A 16,437-nucleotide genomic window follows, 5' to 3' on the forward strand; every position below is an offset into this window, starting at 1 on the left:
AATAAAAAAGGAATTGTAAAAGAACAACTGTTTTATCCTGTGGAAACGTTTGAAAAAACGAATATTTATTCATCCGTTAAATTTACAACAGGCCACCTCTTTGTAAGAAAACAAATAAGAAAAGACAGAAGGAAAAAATACAAAACGAATGATTCTGGGTGATTCCCCAAACCACTCTGCTTTTATAGCCCTGAAAAAATTTTATAAACTAAAAAAAGAGGGATGTGTCAGCAATTTTATCTGCTGAGAAGCTACAAAATTTTCAAAAACAGCAGGCGTTTGATTGATTTCACCCCGTTTTAAAGCATTCAATAGTTGAGAGCGGTCCTCGGCAAAAAGGATAATCAACGGTTCCTGATGATAAAGCTGAATATAATTCATCAACAACAATCCAATTTCCAGATTACCTGCCCCAAAAGGTTTAATATGTGCAAATTCATACATAAAATCAGCGGCTAAATGGATCGTCTGGACTCCCTTGACTTTATTGATCCGGACATTTATATCCTGACATAAAGCTTGAAGCCGATCCGGAATTTTACGGAAATCCGACAAGGGATAAATTTCATCATAATCTTCCCCCAAACGAAAATCTCCCAAAGAAGTGTCATAACTACCGATAGTGGTATTGGTTTCTCCCCCCGTATGTTTCATTACTTTGGCTGCCGTAGTCTGTACAAAGGATAAATCCAGTTCTTTTTTTGTCCCGGCATTCTGACACACATAAAGATAAGCTTGCCACAAATCGTAAGCCTTCGTTCCCAATCTTCCCAAAGGGCGTCTGCCCGTAGAAGTAATATCGATAAAAGTTTGCTTCTGTATCGCCGTACCAGTGAGCTTCAAAACTTCATATAAAAATACCAGCATTTCCCGATTCTCGTAGAAATCAGGGTTTATCTCTCGTTTCTGCCTGTAGGAAGCCCTCAAATCACTTAACTCCTGCCACATCGTTTTTTCTGTCTATTACGGCAGTTTACTTTCTAAAGATTTATAAAAAAACTTAATCCCTTTCGGAGCCTAAGAAAATCTACTCTTCTGAATCGCTTTCAATATTCATTTTTTCTGCTGAAGAATTTTTTCCAAAATTTATTCTATTTTTAGATCCTTCCGATAGCCCTCTTTATCTCTTTTTTTGTTATTATTGCAGTAGATAAACAAGATATTATGGAAAAAATTATCATTACCATCGGTCGGCAATTTGGAAGCGGAGGACGGGAGATCGGGAAAAAATTAGCTGAAAAATTTGGAATTTCCTATTACGATAAAGAATTATTGCAATTGGCAGCCAAAGAAAGCGGATTATGCTCGGAACTATTCGAAAAAGCGGATGAAAAAACATCCGGAAGTTTTTTGCAAGCCTTGGCTATGGGATTTTCGATGAACGGAGCGATTTACCAGCCAAACGATTATTTTACAGATGCCACTCTTTTCCAAGTACAGTCGGATGTCATCCGGAAATTAGGTACAGAAAAATCTTGCGTTATCGTAGGCCGATGTGCAGATTATATTTTGCAGGATGAAAAAAACTGTACAAATATTTTTATACATTCCTGCCTCTCTGACCGCATACGGCGGATTCAGGATTCTATGTCTATATCTGAAAAAGAAGCTTTGGAACTTATCCGCAAAACGGATAAGACAAGAGCCAGTTATTACAATTACTATACAGACAAAACCTGGGGTGCAGCAATGTCCTATCATCTCTGCATTGATTCCTCTATTTTAGGTGCAGATGAAACCGTTGAAATTATCCATACTTTTATATGTAAACGATTAAATTCCTGTCCTGAACAATAGCCTTCTTTACGAAACAGGAAATAAAAGCAGGAGTCTAAAGATTTTATTATTCATTAAAAAACAAAGCTATCCTAGGAAAGCCGACTCAATCTTGCTGATCCCAGAAGCAAATGTCTCTGGATTCATGCTCAACCAACACTGAGCATACGTTCCTCAGTGAATCAGAAAACGGGAATTTACCCGGTACAAAAGAGTATAACCTCTTATACTTTTACACATCAGGGTATTTTAACTTATTTCTCTCTACTTTTTATTCTCTTTTTTAGCAGGTGAAGGAGAGAGAAAATTTTTTTTTGACAATATATTTTTACCTGTTTTTTCTTCCAGTTCCTTGCGGGCATTACGAGCAATCTTACCTCCACATTCTGCAGAAGCGATATTGGCTTCGTAACCATTGCTCTCCCGGCCTTCAGCAATCTGCCTTACAGCCATTTCAGCCAAAGCCATAAAAATTAACTCTGCTTCCGTCATATGATCCCGCAGATTCTGACTTTTTAAACCTTTCAAATCTTTATGTTCCTGTACCGTCATATTACTCCAAGCCTCATGTACAGCGTTCGTCAGTGTCCGATATTCTTCTCCTTCGGTTATTCCGTGGGATCCCCAATATTCCGTCAACCGATGCCGGGTTTCCTGGCTCATCATGCGTTGTAAAATCCATTTCTCATTTCTTCCCATTTTTCGCCAATTTTCTAAAGCCCGGTCCAACCCTCTTTCCGGATCCTTTATTTCCCGAATCCGTTCTTGTCCTGTCGTGGCCAACCAAATTCGGAAAAATTCTGCCTTATCAGAAGGAATTCTTTGTATACACCTGAAAACGGTCTCCAAATCAGCCATATCGGTATACCTTTGCTTACCGTCTTTTGAAAGAATTTTTATACGACGGAGTCGCTCCAAAAACGATTGCTCTTTCTTTCGCCATCTTCTCTTGATATCTCTCCAATATCCTTTCGGATCTGATGTATCCGCTAATTTTTCGCAGACATCAACCAAAGCAAAATATCGTTTCCCCTCTTCTTCTTCCCAAAAAGAACGAATCTCCTGTTCAAAAAATTCTACAATATACTCCTCCGTTTTCTTTTTCATTCGCTTTATTTCTTTTTACAAAGAAGGAAACGATAGGCATTTTCCCTACCGTTTCCTTTTTATTTCTTGAATAATTTTAAAATCTATCCGGACGATTTATCCGGCCTTATCGTAAGATTTCTGTCTTTAACTGACAATTTTCCCGGAAGCATCTACATTTATTTTTTTCTCTTTGCTCCCTTCATTCATCTTTATCTGATAATAAGAATGATCAGCCGATTCATAGAATGTTATATCATCAATCGTATAATTTTTATACTCCGATCCTCTCAATGCGGTCATTACAGCTGAAGGCACATCTGCCTTATCTACATTCCAGGAAGTAGAAACCCAATTATCATTATCAAAAACCACTTCTTTCACACGTCCGTTATCCAAGATATCCACATATCTTTTCCCCCTTTTATCCGTCATTTCAATAACAGAAGCATCGGGATATTTACGCATAATATTATCTCTCACAGCCGGTTCCAAAGGCATAAAATCACTGTCATGCCCCCGGTCTCCATCTTTTACCGTTTTCACCAACATACCATTGGCCGTATAATAGAGATCCACATCTTGCCCTTCTTTCTCCACTTCAATGACATAAACGGGCTGCATTCCATACCGTTCGATTTTGTCTACATCGCCTTTTTTCCAGTTGCCATACATGCTTTTTTCAAAAGTATTCCGGATAGCACCAGGCAGCCCGCTATATTTTAAGTCGCTGTCCGTCATTACCCATTTACCGTTTTTATCAAACCAAGCCTTGGAGCTAACTCCATTTTCATAATATTCAGCCACCTCGTAATTGTGCTTTTTTTCCCATTCTATTTTTGTAGCCTTGGGATATTTGGCATTCATAGCTGAAACAATATTCGCATCAGGTCTATATTGCTTTTTGTTATTACATCCAGTCAATATCAGGCCCGCAATCCCGAATAACATAAAGATAATTACCTTTGTTTTCATCACATTTTAATTTTATTGTTTTTACCTATTTCCATTCTGTCAATTATACGGCTTGGCCTCTGCAATGTTCCATCAAAAAGGAAAAGTAAATGCCAGATTTTCAATCTTAAAAATTCCTTTACAATTATTGGAAATAAATCCGGTTCCCAAATCCTTCTCCTTGTTGCGACTCTCTGAAATTTATCGTATTATTGTTTTTCTCTAGCGACAGAAAGATGAACAAAAAGCAACGGAAAATTATAGAACTCACTGTACTCCTTTTGTGTATCCTGCTCATCCAATTTATACGGCACTTTCCGGCTGCCGGTGAATTTTATGCACAGCATATTTATCCCCTCATTGCTTCTTTTCTCTCCGCTTTTTCTTCTCTCTTTCCTTTTTCTATCGGAGACTGCTTTCTATTCATAGCCTCCGCAGGTATTCTAGGGTATTTTATAAAGACATTGTGGAAAAAGGGAAAGAGAAAAAGGCGGTTGGGAAATATCGCCTTATTTTTAGGCTGGATTTATGTGTGGTTTTACTTTGCCTGGGGGTTGAATTATTTCCGGGAAAATTATTACGCCCGGACAACTATATCTCCTGCAACTTATACGGCTGAAGATTTCAAACGGTTCTTGGCCGATTACATTACCCGCTTAAATGCCGGTTACGAACCAGCACAATTTCTTCCGCCTTCTGTTGTTTCAGAGGAAATCCGAAAAGGATATACGAATTGGAAAGACACCTTCAAATTAACTACCCCACCTTCTGTCTTGAAACCTAAAACAATGCTTTTTAGCTCTCTGTTTTCGAAAGTAGGAGTTTCCGGCTATATGGGACCTTTTTTTACAGAATTCAACTTAAACAGAGAACTACGGCCAGAAGAATACCCTTCCGTATTCGCTCACGAAGCAGCGCATCGTCTGGGGGTTTCCAGCGAGGCCGAGGCAAACTTTTATGCCTGGCTGATATGTACCCAGTCGGAAATTCCCCAAATCCGGCACAGTGGTAATTTTATGGTAATGGGACATATTTTAGGCAATGCATCCCGTCTCCTGCCCCCAGAAGAATACCGATATTTCCTTTCCACAATCCGTCCCGAAATTCTGGAACAATACAAATCCCGTCAAGAATACTGGCAACAAAAATACAGTCCGGGCATAGGTAAAATACAAAACTATATTTACAATCTTTTTTTAAAAAGCAACCGGATCTCTTCGGGATTGAAAAATTATTCCGAAGTGGTGGGACTCCTCCTCTCCTGGCAAAGGTATTCTTCTTTAAATAAGCCGACGATTTCTCCAAAAACTGCCGCTAAAGAAAGCATATCCGGAAACAAAATATCGGCTCCGGCTTCATAAAGCTTTTGAGGAGGTATAGGTCCTGTGTTTACAGCTATGGTGAAAATTCCGGCAGCCACGGCAGCCTGGACTCCCATTGGGGCATTTTCGATAACAAGGGCTTCATCCGCCCGTACACCTGCTTTTGCCAATCCCCTTAAATAAGGTTCGGGAGAAGGTTTACCCTGTTTTACATCGGCAGCCGTCACCCGATATGCCGGCAAGAATACACCGGGAAACTCTTTTTCCAAACGATCTAATAAGGAATGCTGAGCCGATCCCGTCACCAAAATAGCCTTTAAGCCGTATTTCTTTAAATCAAACAGTATATCCCGGATACCAGGCATAATTTCAACCGTAGGCATTTCATTGAAAAAACGACTTTTTGCCTGATAAATCTGCTCTACCTCCTTTTCATCCGCCTCCCTTCCATAAATTCGCCGGAAAAATTGATCGATCGTCCCCTTTCCCGTACACCCTTCATACAGATAAAATTCATTCCTATCTGCAGAAATTCCTCTTGCTGCCATTGCTTTCTGCCAAGCCAACGTATGATTTTTCATGGAATCGAATAACACGCCGTCCATATCGAATAATACCGCTTTCAGCCGAATTCTGCCATAACCACTGGAAACTAAAAATTGACGTATACTTTCTCTTATATCCATCCTTATATTTATCATCAGATTATTCACTTATTTACGGTTTAACGAAAGCATTACTTTCCCGGTTGCCTGTAAGCGCAAGACTTTTTCCACCCTCTACAAATATGTAAAAATGTTTCAAATCATCAAAATAAGTTATATATTAGTACGCTAAATTATTTGTTTTCTATTCCAACATTTATAGTTATTAAACGGAACAGCATGGATAAGAAGAAGAATCCATAACAAAAAATGGAACAGCATAAAATCTATTCACCATAAAAAGTAAGTATGAAAACATTATTAAAAACCACTTTTATCTGTGTTTGTGCTCTATTTTCCCTTTCTTCCTGCCAACGGGGAATAAATTTAGAAGCCATACAAGATATGAAAAACGGACCTGCTAAAGATTCTGCTTTGCTTTATTATTACTATGGTCTGAAACCGGGTTATCTAGTCGTAGCTACCGATAGTTTTTACATCAATACACAAGCGAAATCAAAATTCAGTGGGAAAAAAGAAAAAATCACTTACAAAGGAATCAAGGATTTTGAAATGGCCGTTGATGATTACAGGGGAGCAAGAGTTCGACAGGGGGATACATTACAGATTTTGGGCGGATTTCACAGAGAAATCCTGAAAAATGGGAAAGACTGTGATTTTATACAGGTCCGCCTCATCAGGAATGGAAAGACTGTCGCAGATGGCTGGAATTGGTTTCACATTAGCCAGATGGCATTACCTTACACCACTTGGACAAGTATTTTTTCAAGCGATTCCACGGAACGGATGGAGAATATCCTCAGCTTCATAATCATTGCTTTAGGGATTATCGTTTTATATCTTGTATGGAAACTGATTTATTGGATAATCGTAAAAAAAATCAGGAAAGAGATTTGTTTCTGGCAATATTCCAAAGCAAAGACCGTCCCTTTCTATTACCTTTCATCTGTATTAGTCGGTTTGATGTATTTTTTTATCGATTTTAGTAAACCACTCACCTATGCTTTGCGATTTAACCCGGATTTCTTTGCCCATTGGTCCGAATATCCGTTAATCGTAAAAATGCTACCGTTTATTGGCGGATTATGGATCATCATGGGCATAGCCATGTTATTTGAAATGATTATAAAATACAGAACACTTTGGTTAATCATTTATTATCCGGCAAAAATAGCAATAGGAGTATTGATCGTATCGGCGGTAATTCTGGCAAGCTGGTTAATTTATATTATTCTACCATCCGTCATAGCAATGGTTGCTGTCATGTTTTTTGGGAAAGTTGACGATTCTGTGGGAGGTGCTCTTTCTGGAAAAGGACGAAGACGCATCATCGGATATAATAACGGTACGCCCGTATATGAAGGTTCCGGCATGCAAGTTAAAAGTCAATCTGCAGGTAATTAAAAAGTCCTTTACCAGGAATAATCACCGGCATTTATGGTTCGGAAAATGTAAATGAACAGGAATATTTTCCCCAAGCCAAACTTAACCGAACTAGCTTATTACAAGTTAGTTCGGTTTTGTATATCTTTAAATATTCTCTCGAAACGAGGCGAAGGATTACAGAATCTCCCTTGCAATCCAGGCGCATGCTTCGGCATCCGCTAAAGCATGGTGGTGATTCAACAGCTTGTAACCACAACTGGCAGCAACTGTCTGAAGCTGATAGTTCGCCAATCCTTTTATTTTTTTCCGGGCCTGCCGGTAAGTACAGAGAAATTTATAATCCGGATAAGACATTTCATGAAGAGCATACACGGCTTTTAAACACCCTTCGTCAAAAAGACTATTATGAGCTACCAGAGGCATTCCTTTTATCATCGGAATGACCTCCCGCCATACAGTAGGAAATTCCGGAGCTTCTTCCGTATCGGCACGCGTCAAACCGTGAATCTGAGTATTCCGACGGGAATAAAAATCAGGCCGGGGATGAATCAAACTATAAAATTTATCTACAATCTCCCCTTTTTCTACCACCACCACCCCTACAGAACAAACACTGGTTCTCTGCCAGTTAGCCGTTTCAAAATCAATCGCTGCAAATTTGTCCATTTTTTTCAAGATGATATATTTTTTCCCGTCGGTAAGGTAAACCCCCAAGTGGTCCCTTTTCCCAAAGCCGAAACAAGTCCTATTTGCCCTCCCAGATTTTTGACAATACTCTCGCAGAGCGGAAGCCCTAATCCGGATCTTTGAGCAAAGTTATTTATTTTTACAAAACGGCGAAAATATTTGCCTGTTCGTTTCCTCTATCCCGTATCCTGTACCCGTCACATAAAAATCCCCTCTGTATTTATCCCCTAAAGTCATACGTCCCTTTTTCGTAAATTTTAATACATTGGACAATAAATGTAGCAAAATCTGCCGAAGCCTGGAAATCTCTTTTCCTTAAAACCCGTCCAACGGAAAAATTACCGTAGGAATAAGTAAAATAAAACCCAAGAGAATGAAAACAACCAAAAAACGGAAAAACCATTTCACCCAAATTTCATAAGGGATACGCGCTATCCCCAACGCTCCGATCAATACGGCGGAAGTAGGAGTAATCATATTGGTAAATCCATCTCCGAACTGAAAAGCCATCACCGTGGCCTGACGGGAGATACCGATTACATCCGAAAAAGGAGCCATTATCGGCATTGTCAAGGCCGCTTTAGCCGAACCCGAAGGGATAACGATATTTATAAAGGTCTGGATCAAATACATTCCACCGATAGCGGTTACTTTTCCGGCATCATTCATAAAAGATGCCAAACCATGCAGAATGGGATCGATAATCCGGCCATCCTGAAGGATTTGAATAATTCCCCCTGCCAATCCGACGACAATTGCCGCAGATAAAATATCCTTGGCCCCCTCCAGGAAAGATTGAATTAATTCATTCGCATTTTTTCCCATAGCAAATCCCGACATAATTCCCATGGCCAGAAATAAAGCCGAAATTTCCGTCAAATACCAACCATAGCCCATCACTCCCACAACTAAAAAGATAATCGTAAATCCCAAAATAGTCAATACAAAAAAATGGAAGGACTTTCGTAACCCCAACCATCCTATAAAAGCATATAAACCCGTCAGGAGCGGCACGGCATACGTCGTCACCCCAGCACCCCCTATGCGCAAAGTCATCACCGGATAATATACGGAAAATAAGATCGAAGCTCCCAGAATTAAAAAATATACCACCCGGGCAGAAAGAGGAGTCACATAGGTGAACCTTTCTCCTTCTTCCACGCTTCTGCTCCGCCAATAATTGTCCGCCTCATACATAGGAGAACAGGCCGGATTTCGTTTCACCCGACGGGCATATAGCAAAACCCCTGCAATCAATACGGCCGTAAGTATCCCCCAACACAACAACCGGTAAGCAAAACCCGAAAATAACGGTAAATCCGATAATCCTTGCGCAATTCCGATCGTAAAAGGATTGAGCACTGCTCCGGAAAAACCGACATGAGCTGCTACATATACCATACAAAGTCCCGTTATCGAATCGTATCCCATCCGAATAGCCAACGGAACAATAATAATTACAAAAGCCAGCGTCTCCTCACTCATACCAAACACTGACCCAAAAAGACTAAACAAAATAATAATGAAAGACAGAATGATATTATTCACCCCTATCCGTTTCATAAAACGATACCGCTCCAGTCCTTGAGTAAAACGTAAAAAAGAAAGAATACCTACATCCACCGCTTTTCCGCTATTCAAAATCTGAAAGGCCCCTCCAATAATTAACAGAAAAGCGATAATGCCGGCTTGCTTTTCAAAACCTTGCAATAAAGCTCCAAAAACCTGCCAGGTTTGAGGAGACTGCTCTACCCGATGAAAAGAATGATCCACAATAACGGTTCGCTTTACCCCTTCCACCTCTATTACATGCCGTTCATATTCGCCGGCCGGAATAATCCAGGAAAGAACTGCACAAACAAGAATAAGGACAGCAATAATGGTATAGGTATGCGGAATTTTTTTTAACAACGCCATAACACAGGTCATTTAAATGAGGCTGCAAGATATTAAAAAAAGCCAAAAAACGGGAAAAGACTGCAAATGTACTTTTTCTTCTCATCCAAATTTTAAACATTGTTTCCGGAATTGGTTTTAAGTTTAACAATCCGGAAGAGGGATTTTGTCATATAATGAAATATTCGCAAATTTGTATTCTAAATAAAACACTGACAATATGGAAAAAATCAGAGCTGCCATTGTAGGATATGGCAATATCGGGAAATATGTATTGGAAGCGCTTCTCGTAGCGCCGGATTTTGAAGTAGCTGGAATTGTACGCCGCAACGCGCAGGATATACCGGAAGAATTGAAAGATTTCGAGGTCGTTTCCGATATCCGGAAATTAAACAAAGTAGACGTCGCTATTCTGTGTACCCCTACCCGCAGTATAAAAACTTACGCTGCAGAAATATTAGCACAAGGTATTCGTACCGTAGACAGTTTTGATATTCACACCCAAATCCCGGATTTACACCGCTATTTAAATGAAGTGGCCCAAAAATACAATACCGTATCTATTATTTCTGCAGGCTGGGATCCGGGTAGTGATTCTGTCGTACGTGCTTTATTGGAAGCCTGTGCACCCAAAGGTATTACTTACACCAATTTCGGACCGGGCATGAGCATGGGGCATACCGTTGCTGTAAAAGCCATTGAAGGAGTAAAAGCTGCCCTGTCTATGACGATTCCGACGGGAACAGGAATACATAGGCGCATGGTATATGTAGAAATAGAAAAAGGCCATTCTTTCGAAGAGATTGCCCAAAAAGTTAAAACAGATCCCTATTTTGTAAACGACGAAACCCATGTACTGCAGGTAGAATGTGTGGATGCTTTGCTAGACATGGGACACGGTGTAAATCTGACGCGTAAAGGCGTTTCCGGAAAAACTCAAAATCAATTGTTTGAATTCGATATGAAAATCAATAACCCGGCGCTTACCGGCCAGATTCTGGTTTCGACAGCCCGGGCGGCCATGCGCCAACAACCAGGATGCTATACGCTCATCGAAATTCCCGTCATCGATATGCTTTATGGCGAACGCAGCGAATTAATAAAGCACCTGGTGTAATCAAAACTCACCCCTTATCCCTAATTCCCCAGCCGTGTTGGCTGACTGGAATTAGGGACTATAAACCTCCAGGTTACTTTTTCAGAAATAGGCTCGGATTCTTTTCAGAACATTTTTATTATCTGAGAAACTTTAGTACTTTCGCAAAACAGGAGTACGAATATTATCCGGAGATTTTATCCGGGAATGGTTTATAACCAGTCTATGGAAATCAAGTTAAAAGAAGAAGTTTTTAAAGCCACTGAAATCCTCAAAAAAGGAGGGATTATTCTGTATCCTACCGACACAATCTGGGGTATCGGATGCGACGCAACAGATGCCAAAGCCGTACAACGGATTTATGAGCTGAAGCAAAGAGAAGATAATAAATCTATGTTAGTTTTACTGGATGATGCCGGAAAGATTGCCTCTTATGCCGATGTCCCGGAAATAGCACTACAACTGATCGAAGTCAGCAATAAACCCACTACGATCATTTATCCGAATGCCCGAAATCTAGCTGCGAATCTCATCAATGCCGATCAGACAATCGGGATCCGGATTACGGAGGAGGCATTCAGTAAAGCTCTCTTATTCCGGTTCCGTAAACCCTTGGTTTCCACGTCTGCCAATATCAGTGGGCAGCCTTCTCCCGCTTGTTTTGCCGATATTAGTGAAGAAATTAAAAATGCTGTGGATTATATAGTGGATTTCCGCCGGCAAGAAACCCGACCTTGCAGTCCTTCCAGCATTATTAAACTAGGAATGGACGGAAGTATACAAATACTCCGAAAATAAATCCGGATGCCGGAAAGGAAAATAAACAGAATCATTTCATATAAACATGGCACTCATTCTCAACATAGAAACAGCAACTTCCGTTTGTTCTGTAGCTCTGGCTAAAGAAGGAAAAATACTGGGAATAAAAGAAAACACAGAAGGTTTGAATCATTCCCTTTTATTAGGTACATTTATCCAAGCATTGTTCGAAGAATGTGCTCTAACGGCACATGATCTGGATGCCGTTGCTGTTAGCATGGGGCCTGGATCCTATACCGGCTTACGAATAGGGGTCTCTATGGCGAAAGGACTTTGTTTTGGTGCATCCAAACCCCTTATCGCTATCAACACGCTTCAGGCACTTGCCCGTTCTGTCTCCGAACAATTAAAAGAAGATGTCTGGTATTGCCCGATGATTGACGCCCGCAGAATGGAAGTCTATACAGCTTTTTTCGATTCCCACAACCGGACCATGCTGGATACAAAAGCTGAAATTATCGACGAACATTCTTTTTCCGATATTTTAGCCACCCATAAAGTTTACTTTTTTGGTGACGGAAGCGAAAAAGTAAAAAATACGTTGGTTTCTCCTCATGCCTGTTACTTAAACGATAAAGCGGCTTCCGCTGCCCATCTGGTGGAAATAGCAGAACAAAAATTCGCAGCGCAGCAATTTGAAAGCGTTGCTTATTTCGAACCTTTTTATCTAAAAGATTTTATCGCTACCACGCCCAAACATAAAATTGTATAGTGTTCTAAACCTAAAAGGCTTATTTTAGATGAATTGACGAATATTTTCAGGGAAAGAAACATTTCTCCGAAAAAAACCGAAAGATACTATTGATCCCGATGGCCTCCCAGGCCTTTGACAGACAAAGCGGATATTTATTTATCAAAGAAGATGCAATAGGGATCCTCTTCGTTGCTGAATTCGCTGAATATTTATACAATTATATTTAAACAATTCAGAAAATAGAAATGTATTCCCATTTTATACACTTGAACTGATTTTATACGAACAAAATACAGAAAGTTTTATTATTTTTGCCGACAGGAAAAAAATTAATCAAAATAAAATCAAATACATGGCAACAACAGCTGATTTCAAAAATGGATTATGTATCGTATTCAAAGACGATTTATACACAATTGTCCAGTTCCAACATGTAAAACCCGGTAAAGGTCCTGCTTTTGTAAGAACAAAACTCAGAAATGTAAAAACCGGCAGAATGCTGGAAAACACATTTACTTCGGGAATTAAAGTGGATACAGCCCGTATCGAACGCCGTCCGTATCAATTCTTATACAAAGACGGAGAGGATTATGTAATGATGCATACCGAGACCTACGATCAGGTCAATATTCCGGAAGAATTAATCAATGCACCCCAGTTTTTAAAAGAAGGAGATGCCGTAGAAATGGTGGTTCATGCAGATACGGAAACACCCCTGTATGTAGAATTATTGCCTTCTGTTGTATTGGAAGTCACTTATACCGAACCGGGCTTAAAAGGTGATACAGCTTCTTCTACAGCTTTAAAACCGGCAGAAGTAGAGACAGGAGCGAAAGTGATGGTACCTCTTTTTATCGAAATGGGAGAAAAAATCCGCATCAATACGGCTGAAGGAACCTATGTAGAAAGAGTAAGATAAAGAGCAACTTTTATAGTTGAGATCGACCCGTCGTTCTCAGCTATAATTATTTTATTCTTTACTTAAAATTCAGGATTATATTTCCAGTTCCCCCTCTGCTTCTTCGGTAAGCTTTTCAATTACTCGTTCTGCAGCATTTTGTTCTGCTTCTTTTTTAGAAGCTCCATTTCCATTCCCCATGACCGTTCCACCGATCGAAATGGCACATTCGAAACGATTTTTATGACTTTTCAGGTTCTCACGAACATCAAAGGACAGTTCCTTTCTGTTTTTTTGTCCCCATTCGATTAAACGACTTTTATAATTCCGGTCGACTGTCACCAATTCCCGGATATTAAAAAAATTCGGAAAAATAAATTTCTCAATAAATTTCTTAGTATTGACAAATCCCTGATCCAAAAACATAGCACCGATAAAAGCCTCGAATACATCTCCGTACACGTGTTTATTTTTAGAGATGTCGGATTTTGCGACCACAGCCTTATCCAAGCCAATATTGATAGCCAGTTCGTTTAAAGATTCCCGACTCACCACTTTCGAACGGACGCGGGTCAGGAAACCTTCGTCCTTAATCGGAAAAAACTTATAAAGTAATTCAGCGATAATAGCGCCCAATACAGCATCTCCCAAAAACTCAAGCCGCTCGTAATTCAAAACGGTACCGTTTTTCGTATACCGGGAAGCGGACTTGTGAAGCAAAGCCAATTTATACAAATTCCGATTGCCCGGAACAAAACCAATTTGAGAAATAGACAATCCATAAAACTTATCGTTCCTGTGAAGATAAAGTCTTATGGATTGAATGATTTTCCTAACCACTGCCCAAAAAATTAGAAGTGATTATTTCTTAATAACGACACAGGCATTGTGTCCACCAAAACCAAAAGTATTACTCATGGCCACATTAACTGTTCGTTGTTGAGCTTTATTGAATGTGAAATTCAATTTAGGATCCAGCTCAGGATCGAGGTTCTGGAAGTTAATGGTGGGAGGAATCACATCATTTTTCACAGCCAAGACACAAGCAATAGCTTCTATTGCTCCGGCTGCCCCCAAGAGGTGACCTGTCATTGATTTCGTAGAACTAATATTCAAATTGTAAGCATGTTCTCCAAATGCCTTCTGAATGGCTTTGGGTTCGGCTACATCTCCCAAACCGGTGGAAGTACCATGAACATTAATATAATCTACATCCTCAGACTTGAGACCGGCATTTTCAAGAGCATTGAGCATTACGTCACAAGCCCCTTCACCTGTGGGATCGGGAGCTGTCATATGATAGGCATCACAATTTGCACTGCCTCCGGCTAATTCCGCATAAATTTTAGCTCCTCTCTTTACGGCATGTTCGTATTCTTCAATGATAAGGCAAGCACCACCTTCTCCGATAACAAATCCGTCTCTGTCCGCATCAAAAGGACGAGAAGCAGTCTTCGGATCATCATTACGCGTAGAAATCGCTTTCATAGCACTAAAACCACCCACGCCCGGAACTGTAATAGCAGCTTCGGAACCACCGGCGACAATAACATCAGCTTTTCCTAAACGTATAAGGTCTAATGCATCAACCAAGGCATGAGCCGACGAGGCGCAAGCAGATACAGTTGTATAGTTAGGACCTTTAAATCCATGCTCTATAGCAATCATACCACCCGCCATATTGGCAATCATCTTAGGTATAAAAAAAGGGTTGAATCTTGGCGTCCCATCTCCTGTTGCGAAATCTCGACATTCCTCAAAAAATGTTTGTAAACCGCCAATTCCAGCCCCCCAAATTACACCAATTCTCTTAACATTTTCCTGTTCTTTATCCAGACCTGAATCCTGAAGCGCCTCCCGGGCTGCAATTAACCCGAATTGCGTATAAAGATCCATTTTACGAACTTCTTTTTTATCAAAGTAAGAAATCGGATCGTAATCTTTTACTTCACAGGCAAATTGTGTACGAAATTTTGATGCATCAAAACGAGTAATAGGACCGGCGCCACTGACACCTTTTATTAAATTGCCCCAAAACTCCGGTACGTTATGACCAAGAGGGTTGATTGTTCCAAGACCTGTAATTACTACTCGTTTCAAATTCATAGAATTGTTATTGGTTTTTTACTTTGCGTTAGCTTCTACATAAGAGATAGCATCACCTACAGTAGTGATTTTTTCAGCTTGATCATCCGGAATCGTAATATTGAATTCTTTTTCCAATTCCATAATCAATTCTACTGTATCCAAAGAGTCAGCTCCCAAATCATTTGTAAATGTAGCTTCCGGAGTAACCTCTGTTTCATCCACTCCTAATTTGTCAACGATGATAGCCTTAACTCTACTTGTAATGTCAGACATAACTTTAAATTTTAATTAGACATTTAATTTTTACTCTCACACGTATTTTTCCATACGCATATTTATCAAAACTCGTCGCAAAGTTAGAGTTTATTTTTTTTCTAAAAAATTTTTTGACAGGAATATAAGTTTTATTACCTTTATGCAATTGATTTTTAACGTTTTACAAGATGAAAAAAATAGCAATATTTGCCTCTGGATCAGGTTCTAACGCCGAAAATATCATCCAATATTTCCTTTCTAAGCCTGAAATATCCGTGGATTCGGTCTTTTGTAATGTAGCGGAGGCTTACGTTTTGAAAAGAGCTGAAAAATACAATATACCTACTTTCTTATTCAACCGGGAAGATTTGAAAAATCAAGAAAAAGTATTGCAAATTTTACAGGAACGCCAAATTGATTTTATCGTATTAGCCGGCTTTTTATGGCTGATGCCTTCTTTTATCGTATCCGCTTTTCCCAACAGAATCATTAATATTCATCCGGCTTTACTCCCCCATCATGGCGGAAAAGGCATGTATGGCATGAAAGTACACGAAGCTGTTATTGCTGCCGGAGAAAAAGAAAGCGGTATTACCATTCATTATATTAATAATCAATACGACAAAGGGGATCCGATTTTTCAAGCCCGCTGCCCGGTTGAAGCCGGAGAAACCCCCGAAAGCCTGGCGAAAAAAGTACATGCATTGGAATACGCACATTTTCCCCGGGTAATAGAGGAAATCCTCCAAAATTTAAAAAGCTGAAAACAGCATTAAAAACAAAGGGAAGTCATTAAATTTACCGGCTTCTATTTT

At 39.8% G+C, this 16,437-nt stretch carries 17 protein-coding genes and 1 pseudogene; 8 read left to right on the top strand and 10 right to left on the bottom strand.

All coding sequences use genetic code 11. The features are described 5' to 3' along the window. Positions 1-201: 201 nt before the first annotated feature. Positions 202-948, bottom strand: coding sequence for a Fic family protein (locus HMPREF9449_RS13140; protein ID WP_009137751.1), 747 nt, complete (start codon positions 946-948; stop codon positions 202-204). A gap of 216 nt (positions 949-1,164) precedes the next feature. Between HMPREF9449_RS13140 and HMPREF9449_RS13145 the strand changes: the two genes are divergently transcribed. Further along, entirely contained in the window at positions 1,165-1,797 is a 633-nt protein-coding gene (locus HMPREF9449_RS13145; RefSeq protein ID WP_009137752.1) for a cytidylate kinase-like family protein, read from the top strand. 243 nt (positions 1,798-2,040) lie between these two features. Here HMPREF9449_RS13145 and HMPREF9449_RS13150 read toward each other — a convergent pair whose 3' ends face one another. Then, a complete protein-coding gene (locus tag HMPREF9449_RS13150; protein WP_009137753.1) occupies positions 2,041-2,883 on the bottom strand; it encodes a BRO family protein in 843 nt (280 codons plus the stop codon). A gap of 126 nt (positions 2,884-3,009) precedes the next feature. Further along, on the bottom strand, positions 3,010-3,837 hold the full coding sequence (locus tag HMPREF9449_RS13155) for a PepSY-like domain-containing protein (protein WP_009137754.1): 828 nt from the start codon (positions 3,835-3,837) through the stop codon (positions 3,010-3,012). Between the two features lie 215 nt (positions 3,838-4,052). Here HMPREF9449_RS13155 and HMPREF9449_RS16300 point away from each other — a divergent pair. Next, positions 4,053-5,015, top strand: a pseudogene (locus HMPREF9449_RS16300) (DUF3810 domain-containing protein); the annotation flags it as partial. Positions 5,016-5,047: 32 nt separating this feature from the next. Here HMPREF9449_RS16300 and HMPREF9449_RS16870 read toward each other — a convergent pair. Continuing rightward, positions 5,048-5,824, bottom strand: a complete 777-nt coding sequence (locus tag HMPREF9449_RS16870) for an HAD family hydrolase (RefSeq protein WP_147640197.1) — start codon at positions 5,822-5,824, stop codon at positions 5,048-5,050. Positions 5,825-6,091: 267 nt separating this feature from the next. Between HMPREF9449_RS16870 and HMPREF9449_RS13165 the strand changes: the two genes are divergently transcribed. Continuing rightward, on the top strand, positions 6,092-7,207 hold the full coding sequence (locus HMPREF9449_RS13165) for a hypothetical protein (protein WP_009137757.1): 1,116 nt from the start codon (positions 6,092-6,094) through the stop codon (positions 7,205-7,207). 156 nt (positions 7,208-7,363) lie between these two features. Here HMPREF9449_RS13165 and HMPREF9449_RS13170 read toward each other — a convergent pair whose 3' ends face one another. From HMPREF9449_RS13170 to HMPREF9449_RS13175, 3 genes are all read right to left on the bottom strand, one after another. Beyond that, positions 7,364-7,855, bottom strand: a complete 492-nt coding sequence (locus HMPREF9449_RS13170; protein ID WP_009137758.1) for an exonuclease domain-containing protein — start codon at positions 7,853-7,855, stop codon at positions 7,364-7,366. Between the two features lie 5 nt (positions 7,856-7,860). Then, positions 7,861-8,013: an ATP-binding protein gene (locus tag HMPREF9449_RS17055; RefSeq protein WP_147640212.1), complete on the bottom strand. Its 153-nt coding sequence runs from the start codon at positions 8,011-8,013 to the stop codon at positions 7,861-7,863. 178 nt (positions 8,014-8,191) lie between these two features. Then, positions 8,192-9,787 carry a YfcC family protein gene (locus HMPREF9449_RS13175; protein WP_040612011.1) on the bottom strand — a complete coding sequence of 532 codons (1,596 nt, stop codon included), beginning with the start codon at positions 9,785-9,787 and terminating at the stop codon, positions 8,192-8,194. 205 nt (positions 9,788-9,992) lie between these two features. Between HMPREF9449_RS13175 and HMPREF9449_RS13180 the strand changes: the two genes are divergently transcribed. The 4 genes from HMPREF9449_RS13180 (at position 9,993) to efp (ending at position 13,300) form a co-directional block, all read left to right on the top strand. After that, positions 9,993-10,889: a diaminopimelate dehydrogenase gene (locus HMPREF9449_RS13180; protein ID WP_009137760.1), complete on the top strand. Its 897-nt coding sequence runs from the start codon at positions 9,993-9,995 to the stop codon at positions 10,887-10,889. Between the two features lie 204 nt (positions 10,890-11,093). Then, a complete protein-coding gene (locus HMPREF9449_RS13185; RefSeq protein ID WP_009137761.1) occupies positions 11,094-11,666 on the top strand; it encodes an L-threonylcarbamoyladenylate synthase in 573 nt (190 codons plus the stop codon). 46 nt (positions 11,667-11,712) lie between these two features. After that, a complete protein-coding gene (gene tsaB / locus HMPREF9449_RS13190; RefSeq protein WP_009137762.1) occupies positions 11,713-12,399 on the top strand; it encodes a tRNA (adenosine(37)-N6)-threonylcarbamoyltransferase complex dimerization subunit type 1 TsaB in 687 nt (228 codons plus the stop codon). Positions 12,400-12,733: 334 nt separating this feature from the next. Then, positions 12,734-13,300, top strand: a complete 567-nt coding sequence (gene efp / locus HMPREF9449_RS13195; protein ID WP_009137763.1) for an elongation factor P — start codon at positions 12,734-12,736, stop codon at positions 13,298-13,300. Between the two features lie 75 nt (positions 13,301-13,375). Here efp and rnc read toward each other — a convergent pair whose 3' ends face one another. Genes rnc through HMPREF9449_RS13210 form a run of 3 tightly spaced genes read right to left on the bottom strand, consistent with a single transcriptional unit; the run spans position 13,376 to position 15,640 of the window. Next, the gene (gene rnc / locus HMPREF9449_RS13200) at positions 13,376-14,119 is read right to left on the bottom strand and encodes a ribonuclease III (protein WP_009137764.1); all 744 of its coding nucleotides are present in this window, start codon (positions 14,117-14,119) and stop codon (positions 13,376-13,378) included. A gap of 21 nt (positions 14,120-14,140) precedes the next feature. Beyond that, positions 14,141-15,385, bottom strand: a complete 1,245-nt coding sequence (gene fabF, locus HMPREF9449_RS13205) for a beta-ketoacyl-ACP synthase II (protein ID WP_009137765.1) — start codon at positions 15,383-15,385, stop codon at positions 14,141-14,143. 18 nt (positions 15,386-15,403) lie between these two features. Next, positions 15,404-15,640: an acyl carrier protein gene (locus HMPREF9449_RS13210; protein WP_009137766.1), complete on the bottom strand. Its 237-nt coding sequence runs from the start codon at positions 15,638-15,640 to the stop codon at positions 15,404-15,406. A gap of 170 nt (positions 15,641-15,810) precedes the next feature. Here HMPREF9449_RS13210 and purN point away from each other — a divergent pair, with 170 nt between their 5' ends. Next, positions 15,811-16,386: a phosphoribosylglycinamide formyltransferase gene (gene purN / locus HMPREF9449_RS13215; RefSeq protein WP_009137767.1), complete on the top strand. Its 576-nt coding sequence runs from the start codon at positions 15,811-15,813 to the stop codon at positions 16,384-16,386. Positions 16,387-16,437 lie beyond the last annotated feature (51 nt).

The organism is Odoribacter laneus YIT 12061 (genome assembly GCF_000243215.1).
Lineage (GTDB): Bacteria > Bacteroidota > Bacteroidia > Bacteroidales > Marinifilaceae > Culturomica > Culturomica lanea.